Annotated in this window: 16 protein-coding genes and 1 pseudogene; 8 read left to right on the top strand and 9 right to left on the bottom strand. The window is 71.8% G+C overall.

Going from position 1 to position 15141, the window contains the following annotated elements; all coding sequences use genetic code 11:
* Positions 1 to 231: 231 nt before the first annotated feature.
* Positions 232 to 670: pseudogene (locus HF526_RS35155) on the top strand (ring-opening amidohydrolase).
* Positions 671 to 1197: 527 nt separating this feature from the next.
* Complete coding sequence (locus HF526_RS06275) at positions 1198 to 1965, top strand: FadR/GntR family transcriptional regulator (RefSeq protein WP_169380300.1); 768 nt, start codon at positions 1198 to 1200, stop codon at positions 1963 to 1965.
* A gap of 10 nt (positions 1966 to 1975) precedes the next feature.
* Here the strand turns inward: HF526_RS06275 and HF526_RS06270 are convergent, their stop codons facing one another.
* From HF526_RS06270 to HF526_RS06260, 3 genes are read right to left on the bottom strand one after another with little or no spacing between them, the layout of a single operon-like run.
* Positions 1976 to 2986 carry an amidohydrolase family protein gene (locus HF526_RS06270; RefSeq protein WP_169380299.1) on the bottom strand — a complete coding sequence of 337 codons (1011 nt, stop codon included), beginning with the start codon at positions 2984 to 2986 and terminating at the stop codon, positions 1976 to 1978.
* A complete protein-coding gene (locus HF526_RS06265; protein ID WP_338051326.1) occupies positions 2983 to 3678 on the bottom strand; it encodes a 4-carboxy-4-hydroxy-2-oxoadipate aldolase/oxaloacetate decarboxylase in 696 nt (231 codons plus the stop codon). The genes HF526_RS06270 and HF526_RS06265 overlap by 4 nt, the downstream gene beginning before the upstream one ends.
* A complete protein-coding gene (locus HF526_RS06260) occupies positions 3675 to 4793 on the bottom strand; it encodes a zinc-dependent alcohol dehydrogenase (RefSeq protein ID WP_169380298.1) in 1119 nt (372 codons plus the stop codon). Before HF526_RS06260 ends, HF526_RS06265 begins: the two co-directional genes overlap by 4 nt.
* Before the next feature lie 116 nt (positions 4794 to 4909).
* On the opposite strand from HF526_RS06260, the gene HF526_RS06255 reads away from it, so the two are divergent.
* Together HF526_RS06255 and HF526_RS06250 are read left to right on the top strand one after the other, a co-directional pair.
* Positions 4910 to 5848, top strand: coding sequence for a substrate-binding domain-containing protein (locus HF526_RS06255; protein ID WP_169380297.1), 939 nt, complete (start codon positions 4910 to 4912; stop codon positions 5846 to 5848).
* Positions 5849 to 5857: 9 nt separating this feature from the next.
* On the top strand, positions 5858 to 6313 hold the full coding sequence (locus HF526_RS06250) for an RpiB/LacA/LacB family sugar-phosphate isomerase (protein ID WP_211176832.1): 456 nt from the start codon (positions 5858 to 5860) through the stop codon (positions 6311 to 6313).
* On the opposite strand, the gene HF526_RS06245 is transcribed toward HF526_RS06250, so the two are convergent.
* The 6 genes from HF526_RS06245 to HF526_RS36225 all read right to left on the bottom strand — a co-directional run bounded on the left by HF526_RS06245 (position 6299) and on the right by HF526_RS36225 (position 11417).
* Complete coding sequence (locus HF526_RS06245) at positions 6299 to 7174, bottom strand: alpha/beta fold hydrolase (RefSeq protein ID WP_211176831.1); 876 nt, start codon at positions 7172 to 7174, stop codon at positions 6299 to 6301. The genes HF526_RS06250 and HF526_RS06245 overlap by 15 nt on opposite strands.
* Positions 7171 to 7980 carry a 3-methyl-2-oxobutanoate hydroxymethyltransferase gene (locus HF526_RS06240; protein ID WP_169380296.1) on the bottom strand — a complete coding sequence of 270 codons (810 nt, stop codon included), beginning with the start codon at positions 7978 to 7980 and terminating at the stop codon, positions 7171 to 7173. The genes HF526_RS06245 and HF526_RS06240 overlap by 4 nt, the downstream gene beginning before the upstream one ends.
* Positions 7981 to 7990: 10 nt before the next feature.
* Entirely contained in the window at positions 7991 to 8500 is a 510-nt protein-coding gene (locus HF526_RS06235; protein WP_169380295.1) for a 3-methyl-2-oxobutanoate hydroxymethyltransferase, read from the bottom strand.
* 4 nt (positions 8501 to 8504) lie between these two features.
* Positions 8505 to 9791, bottom strand: a complete 1287-nt coding sequence (locus tag HF526_RS06230) for a Rieske 2Fe-2S domain-containing protein (protein WP_169380294.1) — start codon at positions 9789 to 9791, stop codon at positions 8505 to 8507.
* 73 nt (positions 9792 to 9864) lie between these two features.
* The gene (locus tag HF526_RS06225; protein ID WP_169380293.1) at positions 9865 to 11097 is read right to left on the bottom strand and encodes an FAD-dependent oxidoreductase; all 1233 of its coding nucleotides are present in this window, start codon (positions 11095 to 11097) and stop codon (positions 9865 to 9867) included.
* Entirely contained in the window at positions 11094 to 11417 is a 324-nt protein-coding gene (locus HF526_RS36225; RefSeq protein WP_169380292.1) for a 2Fe-2S iron-sulfur cluster-binding protein, read from the bottom strand. The genes HF526_RS06225 and HF526_RS36225 overlap by 4 nt, the downstream gene beginning before the upstream one ends.
* 80 nt (positions 11418 to 11497) lie before the next feature.
* Between HF526_RS36225 and HF526_RS06215 the strand changes: the two genes are divergently transcribed.
* The 4 genes from HF526_RS06215 to HF526_RS06200 all read left to right on the top strand — a co-directional run bounded on the left by HF526_RS06215 (position 11498) and on the right by HF526_RS06200 (position 15140).
* Complete coding sequence (locus HF526_RS06215) at positions 11498 to 12292, top strand: 2,3-bisphosphoglycerate-dependent phosphoglycerate mutase (protein WP_169380291.1); 795 nt, start codon at positions 11498 to 11500, stop codon at positions 12290 to 12292.
* Between the two features lie 117 nt (positions 12293 to 12409).
* The gene (locus HF526_RS06210; RefSeq protein WP_169380290.1) at positions 12410 to 13288 is read left to right on the top strand and encodes an ABC transporter ATP-binding protein; all 879 of its coding nucleotides are present in this window, start codon (positions 12410 to 12412) and stop codon (positions 13286 to 13288) included.
* Positions 13288 to 14115 carry an ABC transporter permease gene (locus HF526_RS06205; protein WP_169380289.1) on the top strand — a complete coding sequence of 276 codons (828 nt, stop codon included), beginning with the start codon at positions 13288 to 13290 and terminating at the stop codon, positions 14113 to 14115. The genes HF526_RS06210 and HF526_RS06205 overlap by 1 nt, the downstream gene beginning before the upstream one ends.
* A 41-nt stretch (positions 14116 to 14156) precedes the next feature.
* Positions 14157 to 15140: an ABC transporter substrate-binding protein gene (locus tag HF526_RS06200; protein WP_169380288.1), complete on the top strand. Its 984-nt coding sequence runs from the start codon at positions 14157 to 14159 to the stop codon at positions 15138 to 15140.
* The last annotated feature ends 1 nt before the right edge of the window (position 15141 follow it).

The raw sequence follows: 15141 nt of genomic DNA, 5'->3' as shown, positions 1-15141 counted from the left end.
GTGCCCCACGGAGGGCCTCCTGGGTTTCGAGTAGGTGCGTCAGACACACCCACTCCGCCCGGAGGCCCTCCCCTCGATCAAGCCGCCACGCCGGATCGACCTGTCAACAACGTGGTGAGTCGCTACATCTAGGCAACTCCTGACCTGGCTACGCAGGGCAGTTGGGCAGATGTCACTCTCCAAAGTCGAGCTCGCCCGCCCTTCCTCGAATGCGACGCCCGTACGCACTCTGTGCAGACCAAGACCCCGCTGCTCACCATCCACACGATCCGCGACGCCGAGCGCCGCGGCAAGACCGTGTGGACCGAGCGCACCCACGAGTCGATGGACCTGTCCAACGGATGTACCGCGCTGGGCATCGCCGTGGCCCTCGGTCGTGGTCGTCGGCAACGTGCGCGGCGTCGGTGGGCGGTACCGCATCGGGCCCAGCGTGATGACCGATGCGCTCGACGCCGACGGCATCCGGCGCGCCGTCAATGACCCCGGGCTCGACCTGCCCGAGCGCCCGCATGAGAGCGACCTCGACGACCGGCTGGTCAACGCCTTCCTCACGTGCGAGGCCGGCCGGGACGGTTCGGTACGGGGACGCCGCAACGCCATGCTGGCCGGCTCCGACGTGCACTGCACCGCCAGATCAAGACCTGCGTCGGCGGCGTGGCCGCCTCGGTGACCGCCTGCGGCGTTCGTCTCGGTCTCGGCCGCGCGCCAGGGGCCCGACGGTAGTGGCCCGGTAACCGCGATCGTCGCCATGGACTGACCTCGCGCCGAGCTGGACGGCCCTGGGTGCTGCACTTGCCGGTGGAGCTGCGCCCCGGGTCGTCTCCGTGCGGTGCGGTCGCCCTCCGAGCGGATGCAGGTCCGACTGCCGCGGTGGCAATCGGACCTGCACGCGGCTCGCCCACTGCGCCTCGCAGCGGCCCCGCAGCGCAGGCTTCAGCAGCCCCAGCACATCCAACCCCGGCAAGCCGGACCTCGCGGCCTCGGCGGCGCGTAGCCACGCCCCCGCCTCGGTGATCTGTCCTGCCAGCGGATCGTCGTCGACCCGCAGTCGCTTCCCGCGAGGGCCAGGAAGAAAGCTGGACACAAACGACGAATGCTCCGTGAAGGGTTCGCCATGGGTCACGCAGGTCGGAAGAGCCGCCAGGACGGGCCGGGATCGGCTTCGACCCTGCGCCCAGATGGCCTTATCATCAGGCCATGAGCACCGAGCCCGAGGTCGCCGCCCGGTCCGCGGGCGACCGCCCGGACATGTTCAGCAAGGTGAACGCCGGTCGGGTCTCGAACCTGATCGTCGAACAGATCCGGTTCCTCATCCGGGACGGACAGCTGAAGGCGGGCGACCGCCTGCCGTCCGAGCGTGAGCTCGGTGAGCGGTTCGGCGTCAGCCGGGTGACCGTACGCGAGGCGCTCAAGATGCTCGAGGCCAATGGCCTGGTCACGATCAAGGTCGGGGCCCGCGGCGGCGCCTTCGTCACCGCGCCGACCAGTGAGCGGGTCGGCGAGGGCATCTCGGATCTGCTCACCTTCTCGGTGGTCGAGCCCGCGGACGTCACCGAGGCTCGGCAGGTCTTCGAGCTCGGCATCGTGCCGCTGGTGTGCCGGCGGGCGGACGAACAGGACATCACCGACCTGCTGGAGATCTGCGACCGTGCCGAGGCGATGCTGAAGGCGGACGGCGAGTACCCGGTGTCCCTGTCGGCCGAGTTCCACGTTCGGGTCGCGCGGGCGACGCACAATCCCGCACTGGAACTGCTGGCCCGCTCCTTCCACGGCCCCATGCTGCGCTCGCTGATGCGGGCCCAGGAGGGCGACCCGCGAGTCGGGATCAAGGGCACCCAGGAGCACCGCGAGTTCGTGGAGGCGGTCCGGATGCGCGACGTCGCGGCCGCGACCGCCGTGATGACCACCCACCTCGCCCGGACGGCCGAGCGGCTGCGTCCGGGCGGGGACGGCAAGGGGGAATGAGCGGGCTGGGTCAGGCCCCTCGCGCGGCGAGCCGCGGGTAGACGCGCAGGGCGTTGCCCTCGAATACGGCGCGGCGGGCGTCCGGGTCCGTGAGGCAGGCGTCGACGTACCGCTTGGTGTCGTCGAAGTAGTGCCCCGTCATCGGGTCGACCCCGCGGACCGCACCGATCATCTCTGACGCGAACAGGACGTTGTCCGGCCCGATCACGTCAAGCAGCAGCCGCACGCCCGGTTCGTGGTACACGCACGTGTCGAAGAAGACGTTACCCATCAGGTGCTCGTCCAGCGGCGGGCGGCCGAGGCGGTCAGCGAGGCCCCGGAACCGGCCCCAATGGTACGGCACCGCGCCACCGCCGTGCGGGATCACGAACCTCAATGTGGGGAAGCGGCCGAACAGGTCGCCCTGCAGGAGCTGCATGAAGACCGTGGTGTCGGCGTTCAGATAGTGCGCGCCGAGGGTGTGCGCCGCCGGGGTGCAGGACGCCGAGACGTGGATCATGGCCGGTATGTCGAGATCCACCAGGGCCTCGTACAGCGGGAACCAGTGCTCGTCGGTCAGCGGCGGCGCGGTCCAGTGCCCGCCGGACGGGTCGGGGTTCAGGTTCGCCCCGACGAACCCCAGCTCGTCGACGCACCGGCGCAGCTCGGCGACGGCGTCCGCGACCCCGCCGCCGGGGGTCTGCGGCAACTGGGCCACACCCGCGAAGTGCTCGGGAAACAAACCGACCACCCGGGCGACGAGGTCATTGCAGGTTCGGGCCCAGGTTCGGGCCGGGGCCGGATCGGGGATGTGGTGCTCCATCGCCGAGGCCTGCGGGGAGAACAGCATCAGGTCGCCGCCTCGCTCACGCAGCAGTCGCAGCTGGTTGGTCTCGACGGCCTCCTGGATCTCGTCGTCACCTGCCGGCACGAGGACCGGTTCGGCCAGGTCGGGATCGGCCAGCCGGGCAAGCTGTGCCTTGCGGAAGTCGGTGTGGGAGGCCGGCGGGGTGGTGAAGTGGCCGTGACAGTCGACGATCATGCGTCCTCCCCGTGATTCACGTACCGCAGGCCCGCGGCGACCAGCCGCTCTCGCATCCCCTGCAGATCCAGGCCGAGCTCCCCGGCGCGGTAGCGCTCGCGCGTGACGGCCTCCTTCTCCTCGCGCGCCGCCGAGGCCGCGGCCACCACGGAAGCCGCCTCCCGCGGGACGACGACCACGCCGTCGTCGTCGGCGACGATCGCGTCACCGGGGTTCACGATCTGCCCGGCGCAGGCGACAGGGACGTTCACGCTGCCGAGCGTCGCCTTGACCGTGCCGAACGCCGAGACGCACCGCGACCAGACGGGAAAGCCCATCCCGGTCAGCTCCGCGACGTCCCGGCACCCTGCGTCGATCACCAGGCCGAGCACGCCGCGGGCGGCGAGCGACGTGGCCAGCAGCTCACCGAAGTACCCGGCGTCCGAGCGCGTCGTCGGGGCCACGACCAGCACGTCCCCGGCCCGGCACTGCTCGACGGCGACGTGGATCATCCAGTTGTCGCCGGGCGGCACGCTCACGGTCACCGCCGTCCCGGCGACGTGCGCGCCGGGGTAGATCGGCCGCAGCCGCGGGGCGAGCAGACCGGTGCGGCCCTGGGCCTCGTGCACCGTGGCCACCCCGAAACGGCCCAGCTCCTCGACCGCCGCCCGGTCCGCGCGCGGTGGGTCGCACACCACGACCGGGCCGGTCACGACAGACCCGCCCAGGGCAGCAGGGACACGTGCACGACGTCCTTCTCCACCTCACCGCCGACGGCCCGGATGGCTCGGTCGACCTGGTCGAGCGCGAAGGTGTGGGTGGCGAGGCGCTCCAACGGGAACCGCCCGGACGCCAGCTGCGCCACCGCCAGCTCGCAGGCGCGGTAGCCGTGCCCCCGCGCGCTGCGCAGGGTGATCGCCTTCTCGGTGAGCTTCTTCATCGGGAAGGCCGGGAACGCGGCGAGCTCGCCCTGCACCACCATCACGCCCTCGCGCCGCTTGAGCGCGTCGATCCCCAGCAGGACCGGCGCGGTGCCGGCGCCGGCGGTGCAGTCCAGCACCACGTCCACGCCCGTGCCGCGCGTGACGTCCCGGACCAGTGTGAGGGGGTCCTCGGTCAGCACGTCGACGACGTGGTCCGCGCCGAGGTCCTTGGCCAGTTGCAGCCGGGCGGCGTCCCGGGTGGTGCCGGTGACGATGATCGTCGACGCCCCGGCCTGTTTGCAGGCCACCACCTGGGACAGGCCTTGTTGGCCGGGCCCCTGGATGAGCACGGTGGAGGCGTAGCCGACGCCACCGGCGTTCAGCGCCCATTCGATGCCGTTGGACAGCGGGGTGACGATCCCGGCCAGCTCGGCGGAGACGCCGTCCGGGATCCGGTGCAGCACCGCGTTCCAGGGCAGGTACATGTACTGCGCGAAGCCGCCCCACAGGTGGAAGGGGTTCTCGGCGGAGGTGTAGCCGTAGCGGCGCGCGTCGGGGTTGGTGCGCCAGTCGGTGTTCTCGCAGTGCCGGTACTCCCCGGCGTGGCACCACTCGCAGTGGAAGCAGCCCACGTAGTGCTCGACGAACACCCGGTCGCCCTCGGTGAGCCCGTGCCGGCGCAGGAAGTCCGGCCCGGCCTGCGCGATCGTGCCCACGTTTTCGTGGCCCATGATCACGGGCGCCTCGGAGGGCGGCTTTCCGTACATCTTCACGTCGGTTCCGCAGATTCCGGCGACCTCGACCTTGAGCAGGGCGCCGTCGCTCGGCACGTCGGGCATGGGGAAGCTGCGCAGTTCCGTACGGCCCGGGGCCACACGCACGGCGGCCAGGACGTCCTCGGCCATCGCGGTCCTCTCTCACGGCGGCATCATCGGCATTATGGACTGATGTAGGACCAATGCTAGTGTGCGGACGTCGGCGGGGCCAGAGGCGGCCGCGCCCGAGCCCCGGAGGCGTCCCGATGGCCGAGCTGCACCTGACGACGGTCACCAGGACCCAGGGTGCCAACTCCGCCCTCAAGGACGGCTCGGTCTCGCCCGGGGGCGCGGTCCTGGACTTCGTCGAGGTCCCGGTGCTCCCGCACGCCTTCCGCCGGATGGTGCGCAACCTGGAGTTCGACGTCTCCGAGATGGCGGTCACCACCTATCTGGTCGCGAAGGCGCACGGTGTCCGCTTCACCGCGCTGCCGGTCTTCCTCGTCCGTGGCTTCCACCACGAGGCGATCCAGGTCGCAGCCGGCTCCGGTGTGCGGCCCGAGGGCCTCGCCGGGAAGCGGGTCGGGGTCAACCGCGGCTACACCGTCACGACCGGGGTGTGGGCTCGCGCGGTACTGGCCGAGGAGTACGGCGTCGACCTCGACGAGGTCGTCTGGGCGCTGTCCGGGGACGAGCATGTCCGCGAGTACCGGGCGCCGGCGAACACGGAGCCGGCCGGTGGCGACCTGGCCGAGCTGCTCGCCTCGGGGAAGCTGGCGGCGGTGATCGGAGCCGGGCTGACCGGCCCGGACGTGGCCCCGCTCGTCCCCGAAGCCCGTGAGGCGGGTCTGCGGGCCCTGCGCAAGGACGGCTTCCACCCGGTCAACCACCTGGTCGTGGTGCGGGACGAGCTGCTCGCCGCGCACCCGGGTCTCGCCGAGGACCTGTTCGCCGCCTTCGCCGCGGCCAAGCGCGGGTACGTCGAAGCGTTGCGCGCGGGCGCGATCACCGATCCGACCCCCGCCGACCGGCTCAACGCCGCCGTCGCGGCGGCGACCGGCGGCGACCCACTGCCGTACGGGCTCGAGCCGAACCGGGCCGTGCTGGAGCGGTTGCTGGACCATGCGCTGTCTCAGCACATCTTGGACGCCCGGCCCGACCTGCACGCCCTGTTCGCCGAGGGCACCCACAACCTGATCGCCTGAGGGGCACAGATGAGGATCGCGATCGTCGCCGACCACAACGCCGTGCGGATGAAGGCCCGGCTCGGCGCCTGGCTGACCGACCGCGGGCACGAGGTCGACGACCGGGGCGTGCGCGACGAGGAGATCGTCGACTACCCGCTGCTCTGCGAGGACCTGTGCGCGCAGATCGTGTCCGGTCCCGCGCAGCTGGGCATCGTGCTCGGCGGCAGCGGGTCCGGGGAGCAGATGGCGTGCAACAAGATCCGCGGCATCCGTGCCGCGCTGTGCCACGACACGTTCCTGGCCGAGATCGCCCGTGGCAACAACGACGCGAACGTGCTCGTGATGGGTGCCAAGGTCATCGCCCCGGACGCCGCCGAGCGGATCCTGCGCGTCTGGCTGGCCACCCCGTTCCGTGGCGGGCGGCACGCGGAACGAGTGGAGATGATCATGGCGCTGGAGCGGGGCGAGTCACTCCGTCGCTGAGTCGATCGCCACCGAGTCGAGGAACTCCAGCACTCGGGCCGGTGCGGTGTCCGCGGTCTGCTCCGCGACCGGCACGTCCCACAGCTGCGATGCGGGCAGGCACTCGTGCAGGAACCAGGCCGCCGAGCGGGCGTGGGAGGCGTCCTGGCCCGGTACAACCAGGGCCGGGATATTCAGGCCCAGCAGGTCCTCGGGCTCCGGCCCGGGAACGCTGTCACGGTCGAACATGGTGCGGCACAGGCCGTCCAGCACGGTGCGATAGCCGTCCGCGTCCAACGCGGCATAGGCCTGGGCGAACGCCGGATCACTGCGCACCACCGGGGCCCAGGGACCGACGGCCGGGTCGGCGCTGAAGCCCGCCTCGGAGTTCTTCACCCGGTCGACCACGGCGGCGAGCCCGTTCGCGGCCACGAACGCGGCGTGCTCGGCGAACCGGCGGTGCTGGGTCATCCGGTAACGGGCGCCACCGGCGGGGGAGTAGAGGACCATGCCCGCGGTCCGTTCCGGATGGGCTACGGCGAACGTCGTCGCGACCGAGCAGCCGACGCAGCCGCCCATCAGGAACGCGCGGTCGACTCCGAGGTGGTCGAGCAGGCCCCGGCCCTGCGCGGCGTAGTGCGCCCAGGTGACCCGCTCGACCCGGCCCCCGGACGCACCGGACTCGCGCCGGTCGAAGGCGATGCAGGTGTAGCGCTCGGCGAGCCGCCGGGCCAGCCCGGTCCGGCGGTAGACACCGTGGCTGTCCCAGTTCGCCAGCTTCGCGTCGAACCCTCCGGGGGAGAACAGCAACAGTGGCGGTCCGTCCCCGCTGACCTCGTACCGCGTGTCCAGGCCGTCGACCGGCACGACCGGCACGGTCACCGACCCCCGCGTATCTGGCGGCCCGCGCGGACGTCGTCGGCGTAGGCGGTGATCGCGTCGTGGCTGATCCGGGCGACGTTGGCGTAGGTCTCCGGCGGATCGTCGAGGCCGGTGGCCGCGTAGCCGATCGCAGCAGTCGCCATCCGGATCCGGCCGTCGAGCCAGGGACCGCCGCCGTGCCCGCCGAGCACCGGGATCGAGACGGCGCCGGTGACCGCGGGTCCCACGACGGGACCGGAGTTCGTGAAGTTGAGCAGCGAGGCACCGGCCGCCTCGAGCGCCTCGGCCTCGGCGACCAGCTCGTCGCGCATCTCCGGGGGCACCTCGCTGCCCGGTCCCGGGGTCGCGCTGTAGGTCACGCCGTAGCGCAGCGCGGTCTGCGGAGTGATCCCGAACTGGGCGAACACCGGGATGCCGGCCTTGTGCACGGCGGTCACGGCGTCGAGGTGGTCGGCCGCACCGTCGAGCTTCACGACGTCCACGCCGCCCTCCTTGACCAACCGGATCGCTGCCCGGACGGCCTCCTGCGGGCCCTCCTGGAGCGGACCGAATGGGAAGTCGCAGGACAACAGAGCCCGCCGGACCCCGCGTCGAACGGCCTGGCAGACCACCAGCAGCTGATCCATCGTGATCTCCAGCGGATTCGGCTGGCCCCACAGGTTGACCCCGACGGTGTCGCCGACGGACACCAGGTCCACGCCGGCGCGGTCGACGATCCGCGCCATCTGGTAGTCCCAGGCGACCACTCCCACGATCTTGCGCCCGTCGTGCTTCATCGCCTGCAGCTCCGGCAGGGAGACCGTCATGTGACCCTCCTCAGGCCCGGATCGCGGTGAGCAGGTCGGCCACGTCGGACTCCTCGCGGCTGACGAGCAGGACCTGGGCGTGCGGGCGCAGGGCTCGGACGGTCGTGGCCATCCGATCCTGCCCGCCCAGAACGACGGCGGCGGTCATGATCCCGCGCCGGGCGCAGGCCCGGCCGATCGTCGCGACCGTGTCGACCGAGGCGCCGTCGCGGGTCGCGACCATGACGACCACGTCGCCGTCGGCCAGCTCGGCCGCCAGCCCGGCGGGGCTGCCGTCGGTGCGGTGCAGGGGCATGTCGCCGCCGCCGGGCCTCCGGGTGCCGCCGCGGCGCGCGGGCAGGGTGTAGAACCGCGCCCCGTTCCACGTCTCGCGGGCCAGTCGACGCACGAGGGTCGCGGCGCCGTCGTCGAGCGCGACCACGCGGGCGCCGTGCCGGCCCTCGATGGGGGCGTCGATCCGGTAGTGCGCCTCCTCCCACGTCGTGGCGCGGGCGCAGCTGCTCTGCAGGATCGGCGTCATCGCGTCAGACCGAGGCGTGCGGCTTGCCGGGTTCGGCGGTCAGCGCGTCCCGGCTGGCGTCGATGAACGCTTCGTCCCTGGGCAGCACGACGGCTGCGGAGCGCACGTGGTGGTGCGCCGGGTCGACCCCGGGCGGGACGGCGCCGGTCTCCTGCAGGGCGAGCGCGGCCTTGCGGAGCTTCTGCCGGGCCTTGATGATCCCGGCGTCCGCGGAGACCAGGCGTTCCTTCGAGCGGTCGACGATGGGGCCCATGCTTTCCTGCAGCGACGCGTCCTGGATGGCGATGCCCTTGATCCCGGAGAAGTACTCGCCGCGGCGCTGCGCCTCCCGGTCCATGAGGTAGTCGTTGTCCTTGTTGGCCACCGGCCGGTAGGTGCCAGGGATGTTCTCACTGTGCACCCCGTGGCCGGCGCGCATGGCGGCCAGCTCCGACTCGGTCAGCGGGCGGGTGGGGTGGTAGTCGAAGGAGTAGGCCCAGCAGTTGTCGTCGTCGACGGGGATCCACCAGTGGCCGTGCACCGGGTGGTCGCCGCGCGGCGGGACGAGGGTGAAGCTGGGCATCACCCAGGGCGTGATCCGCCAGTAGTAGGTGTCGGCCTCGGCGTTGCGCCGGGCGCCGACGAACAGCCCGCCGTCGGCGTCGGCGACCTCGAAGAACGGGCGGAGGTCGTTCATGTTGTACTCGTTGCCCTTGGCGCCCTTGAAGAGCGGATCGTTCTTCAGCCCGCCCGAGTGCAACCATGACACGTGGCTGGAGTCGATGCCGCCCTCGAAGGCCTGCAGCCAGTTGCATTCCTGCCAGCGCTTCGAGGTGTAGTTCTGCTCGGCGGCGACGTGGGCGAACTCGAACTCGGGCAGCGGCGGCCGCGTCGCCTGGTCGCCCATGTGTGTCCACAGCACGTCGCCGATTTTCACGAGCGGGTACGAGCGCAGCTTCACGTGTGCGCAGAAGTTGCTGTTCTCCGGCTCCGACGGCACCTCGACCGCCTGGCCGGTGACGTCGAACTTCCAGCCGTGATAGGCGCAGCGCAGTCCGCCCTCCTCGTTGCGGCCGAACCACAGCGAGGCCCCGCGGTGCGCGCAGAACTCGTCGATCAGGCCGTAACGGCCTTCGCTGTCCCGGAACGCGATCATGCGCTCGGACAGGAGCTTGACCCGGACCTGCGGGCAGTCGTTTTCCGGTAGCTCCTCGGCGAGGAGGGCCGGGATCCAGTACTGCCGGAAGAGCTCGCCCATCGGGGTACCGGGCCCGGTCCGCGTCAGCAGTTCGTTGATCTCCTGCTTGAGCACCAGCCGGCCTCCTTTCGCCTTGCGTCGTTGGCGTACGTTAACAGTATTACCATTAGTCCGTGATGGTTCAGGGTCACGAGGCCCGGCCCGCGGGGACGGTCAGTTCCTTGAGCGGGCGGGCCGACCTCCGGGCGCGGTCGGCCGGAATCGTCGCGCCGGAGGCCAGCGCCTTGCGGACGACGAGGTAGTCGGCGGCGCAGTTCACCGCGTCGACGGCGGTCAGGGCGCCGTCGCGGTAGTAGAGGACGGCGAAGCGCTCCGCGTCGAGGTCGCCGCGCACCACGATCTCGTCGTGCCCCGCCGAGAGGCCCGCTATCTGCAACTTCAGATCGGCCTGGTCGGACCAGAACCACGGCACCTCGACGGCCGGCCGTGGCCGCCCGGCGAGCGTCGCCGCGGCGACCTTCGCCTGCGCGACGGCGTTCTGCACGGACTCCAGCCGCAGGGGCCCGTCCGGGCCGGGCTGGACCGTGCAGTCGCCGGCGGCGACGACGCCCGCCCTGCTCGTCCGGGCGTCCCGGTCGACCACGATCCCGTTCTCGCACACCAGGCCCAGCTGCTCGGCCAGCTCGGTCCGAGGGAGCACGCCGATGCCGACGAGTACCAGGTCGGCGGGGAGCTCGGTGCCGTCGGCGAGCACCACGGCCCGTACCGTGCCTGCGCTCCCGCGGATCGCGGCCACGGCGGAGCCGAGCCGGACGCTGGTGCCCCGTCGCTCGTGGGCGCGCCGGAAGAACTCGGAGACGACGGGGGCGACGGACCGGCCGATCAGGCGGTCGGCGGCCTCCACCACGGTCACCGTGGCACCCAGGGCACCCGCCACGGCCGACGCCTCCAGGCCGACGAAGCCGCCGCCCACCACGACCACCCTGCTCGCACCCGGCAATGCGGTGCGCAGCCGGTCCGCGTCCGCCAGGTCGCGCAGATGGTGGACCCCATCGAGGTCGCTGCCGGGCACGGCGAGGCGCCGCACCCGCGCACCGACGGTAAGGGCCAGCCGGTCGAACGTCAGGGTATGCCCGGTGCCCGTGCTCGCGTGGTCGCCGGTGAGCTCGACGACTCGCTCCCCGGTGACCACCTCGATCCCGCGCTCGGCGTAGAAGGCGGGAGAGCGCAGGGCCAGTCCGCCGGCGTCCGTGCGGCGCAGCAGGTAGGCCTTCGACAGCGGCGGGCGCTGGTAGGGCGGATGCGGCTCGGCTCCGACGAGCGTGATCGGTGCGGTGTCGCCCGCCTCGCGCAGCGAGAGGGCGAGTTGCGCGCCCGCCTGGCTCGCCCCGACCACCAGTGTGCCGGCGGGGCTGCTCACGGCTGCTCCGGCGGGATCTCGACGGTCAGTCCGTCCAGCTCCTCGGTCACCGTGATCTGGCAGGACAGCCGGCTGCCCGAGCGCCGCTCGGAGACGGCGAGATCGAGGAGGTCCTCCTCCATGTCCTCAGGCGGCCCCACCTGGTCCAGGAAGTCGTCGCGGACCCAGACGTGGCAGGTCGCGCAGCTCAGGTTGCCGCCGCACTCCGCGATCACGCCGCCGACCCCGTTCTGGGTGGCGGCGAGCATCACGGAGTCGCCCGCGCGCGCGTCGACCCCTGTCTGGGTGCCGTCGGCGAGCACGAAAACGACTTTGGGCACCAGTGGGCCCCCTCTCGTCCCGGGTCCAGGCGCGGAGCGATGTGAGGCCGACTCCGCAATTGGTATGACATCATACCGCCATGGCGCATGCATGCACAGCCCCCGCCGCCACGCTGTTCCTCCTGCGGCACGGGCACAGCGCCGGGAACGAGGCCGGCGTGTTCACCGGCTGGCTCGACGCCCCGCTGACCGCGCGCGGCCGCGCCGAGGCGGTCCGGGCGGGCGATCTGCTCGTCGCGCGCAGCTGTGCCCCGGCGGTCGTCCACTCGTCCGTCCTGGTCAGGGCGATTGACACGGCCGAGATCGTGGCCGGGGCGATCGCGGCCGCCGGCCTGCCGCGACCCCCTGTCCATCGGGACTGGCGGCTCAACGAGCGGCACTACGGTGCCCTGCAGGGTCGCGGCCGGGCGGAGGTCGTCCGGCGGTACGGGGCGGACCGCTTCACCCGCTGGCGCCGCGGCTACGCCGAGGTTCCACCTCCGCTCCCGTTCGGCCACCCCGACCACCCCGCCCGTGACCCGCGGTATGCGGGCCTTCGTGCGCAGACGCTGCCGGCGTCCGAGTCGCTCGCGGACGTCCGCGCCCGGCTCGAGCCCTGGTGGGCCGTCGTGGCCGCCGACCTGCGCGCGGGCGGGTCCGTACTGGTCGTCGGGCACAGCAACTCCCTGCGGGCGCTCTGCATGCTGCTCGACGGGCTGGGGGAGCGCGAGGTCGAGGCGCTGAACGTGCCCACCGGCGTCCCGCTGCGCTACGACCTGGGCCCTGACCTGCGACCGGTCCAGCGCGGTGGCGTCTATCTGGATCCCGAGGCCGCGCGGGCCGGGATCGCGGAAGTGGTCGAACAGGGCCGGTTCCACGACGGGGCTTCCGCATGAGGCCGGGAGGTCCAGGATCCCGAAGATCCGGACGATCGCGGAGTCTTGCATTGGTATGTTGTTAGACCGTAGTCTCCGGCCATGTCACGGAGAACGGGACTGGCGAGGACGCCCCCGATGACCCGCCGGAGCACCCCCGAGCCCGCCACCCCGGATGACGGCACGGCGCACGCGGCGCCGGCCCACCTGTCGGCGCGCGCGGTCAGGATCGAGTACCGGGCGCCGGGGGCGAGTGCCTCGGATGTCACGCTCGCGGTCGACAACGCCAACCTGGAGCTGCGGCAGGGCGACTTCGTCTGCGTCGTCGGCCCGTCCGGGTGTGGCAAGACCACCTTCCTCAACGCGGTCGCCGGGTTCCTGCCGATCCAGGGGGGAACCCTGGAGCTCGACGGCCGGGCGATCCCCGGCCCCGGCCCGGACCGCGCGATGGTCTTCCAGCAGCCCAGCCTGCTGCCGTGGCGGACGGTGCAGGACAACGTCACGTACGGGCTCGAGCTGGGGCGCACGATGAAGAAGGCCCGAGCCCGTGAGCGGGCCGGGGACCTGCTCGACCTCGTCGGGCTGACCGGGTTCGGCGACCGCCACCCGGCCCAGCTCTCCGGCGGCATGCAGCAGCGGGTCAACCTGGCCCGCGCGCTCGCAGTCGATCCGGAGCTGCTGCTGCTCGACGAGCCGTTCGCCTCGATCGACGCGCAGACCCGCGAGGTCATGCAGGCCGAGTTGCTGCGCGTGTGCACGGCCCGCAACGTCACGGCGCTGTTCGTCACGCACGACATCACCGAGGCGGCCTTCCTCGCCGACCGGGTGTGCGTGTTCAGCCCGCGGCCGGGACACATCGTCCGGGAGATCGAGGTGCCGTTCGGGCGCCCGCGCGAGCAGCGGCTGCGCCGCTCGCGCGAGTTCCTCGAGCTGGTCGACGAGATCGCCGACGTTCTCTACGGCGGTTCCCCGGTCGACGAGTTCGGCACCGGTCGCGAGGACGAGGAGGTCCACTGATGGCCCGACCCACCGCCACCGTCACCCGGCCACCGCGGGCCCTGCCGGCCCGGCCCGCCGCGCGACGGCGCCGCCTCGAGCCCAAGTACGTCTACGGCACCGCATCGGTGATCGTGGTGATCGGGCTGTGGCAGTTGGTCGCCGTGCTGCGCATCAAGCCCGCGATCGTGCTGCCCGGACCGTCGGACGTGATCACGGCGTTCGGCACGCTGTTCAGCTCGGACACGATCTGGACCGACCTGGCCACCAGCGGCAAAGAGCTGCTGTACGGGCTGGTGCTGGCCACGGTGATCGGCCTTCCGGTCGGCTTGCTGATCGGCTGGTACGCGCGGCTGTCCTACGTGCTCAATCCGCTGATCACCTTCCTCTACGCCACCCCGCGCATCGCGCTGACCCCGCTGCTGATCATCTGGCTGGGCATCGGCGACGCATCGAAGATCGCCATCGTCTTCCTGATGGCGGTGTTCCCGATCCTGATCAACTCCGCCAGCGGGGTGCAGAACCTCGATCCCCAGGTGCTCCGGGTCGCGCGCTGCTTCGGCGCCGGCCACCTGCAGATCTTCCGGACGATTGCGCTCCCCGGATCCGTGCCCTTCATCGTGAGCGGGCTGCGGCTCGCCGTCGGCCAGGCCCTGATCGGCGTATTCGTCGCGGAGCTGTCCGGCGCGACGCACGGCGTCGGGATGCTCATGAACACCGCGGGCCAGCAGTTCCAGACGTCGGTCGTGTTCGCGGGCCTGTTCATCTTCGCCATCACCGGCGTGGTGCTGACCGGCCTGCTGCGCCGGGTCGAGCGCCGGTACGCCGCCTGGCGGCCCCAGGCCTGACGCGCCGGTCCTGACGCGCCACCACCACGAGGAGAACGACGATGAAGTCGGGCACGGCACGCAAGCTCTGCTGCGCGGCACTCGCCGCGGTCACCGCGGTGGCCCTGGCCGCCTGCGGAAGCTCAGGTGGCGGGGACTCCTCCGCCGCCGACAACACGATCACGCTCAGCTACAGCCAGGTGGTCGCGGACGAGCTGCCGCTGTGGATCGCGGACGAGGCGGGGCTGTTCAAGGCACACGGGCTGACCGTCAAGCTGGTCAGCCTGAGCAGCTCGGACGGCTTCCCGGCGCTGATCTCGGGGCAGACCCAGATGGCCTCGATCGGGGCGTCGGAAATGGTCTCCGGGGCGGCCTCAGGGGCTGACGTGCGCTACCTGGCCACTCTCACCCCGGTGTTCCCGTACGAGCTGTTCGCCAAGGTGGAGGATCCGCAGCAGCTGCGCGGCAAGCGGGTCGGGGTGACCTCGACCAGCGGCTCGCTCTACATCGCCACCCTGGCCGCGCTGCGCCAGCTGGGCCTGCAGCCGACCGACGTCCACCTGACCCCGCTGGGCTCGGTCACCAACGTCAACAACGCGCTCGTAGCAGGCACGATCGACGCGGCGCTGTCGCACCCGCCCGCCACCACGGCGATAGAGGCCGCCGGGTTCAAGCCCATTCTGGACCTGGCCAAGCAGAACATCCCGACCTCCAATGTCGGCATCGCCGCCACCGCCGACTACCTCGCGAGCCACGGCGACCAGGTCCGCCGGTTCATGGCGGCGCTACAGGAGGCGATCAAGCGGGAGAAGACCGACGAGGCCTACGCCTCGCAGCTGCTCGCCGCCCACCTGAAGGTCAGCGACCCGCGAGCGATCAAGGAAACCTACGACTACTACGCCGGCGAGGTCCTCCCGGACGTCCCGACGCCCACCGTGGCCCAGCTCCAGACCTCGGTCGACGAGCTCGGGTCGACCGTGCCCGGCGTCAAGGGCCTGGACCTGACCAAGATCGTCGACGCCAGCTTCCTGGCCCCGGCGAGCTGAG

The organism is Pseudonocardia acidicola (assembly GCF_012911935.1).
Lineage (GTDB): Bacteria > Actinomycetota > Actinomycetes > Mycobacteriales > Pseudonocardiaceae > Pseudonocardia > Pseudonocardia acidicola.
The sequence above is the reverse complement of the archived record's forward strand: the minus strand, read 5'-3'. Positions and strand labels throughout refer to the sequence as shown.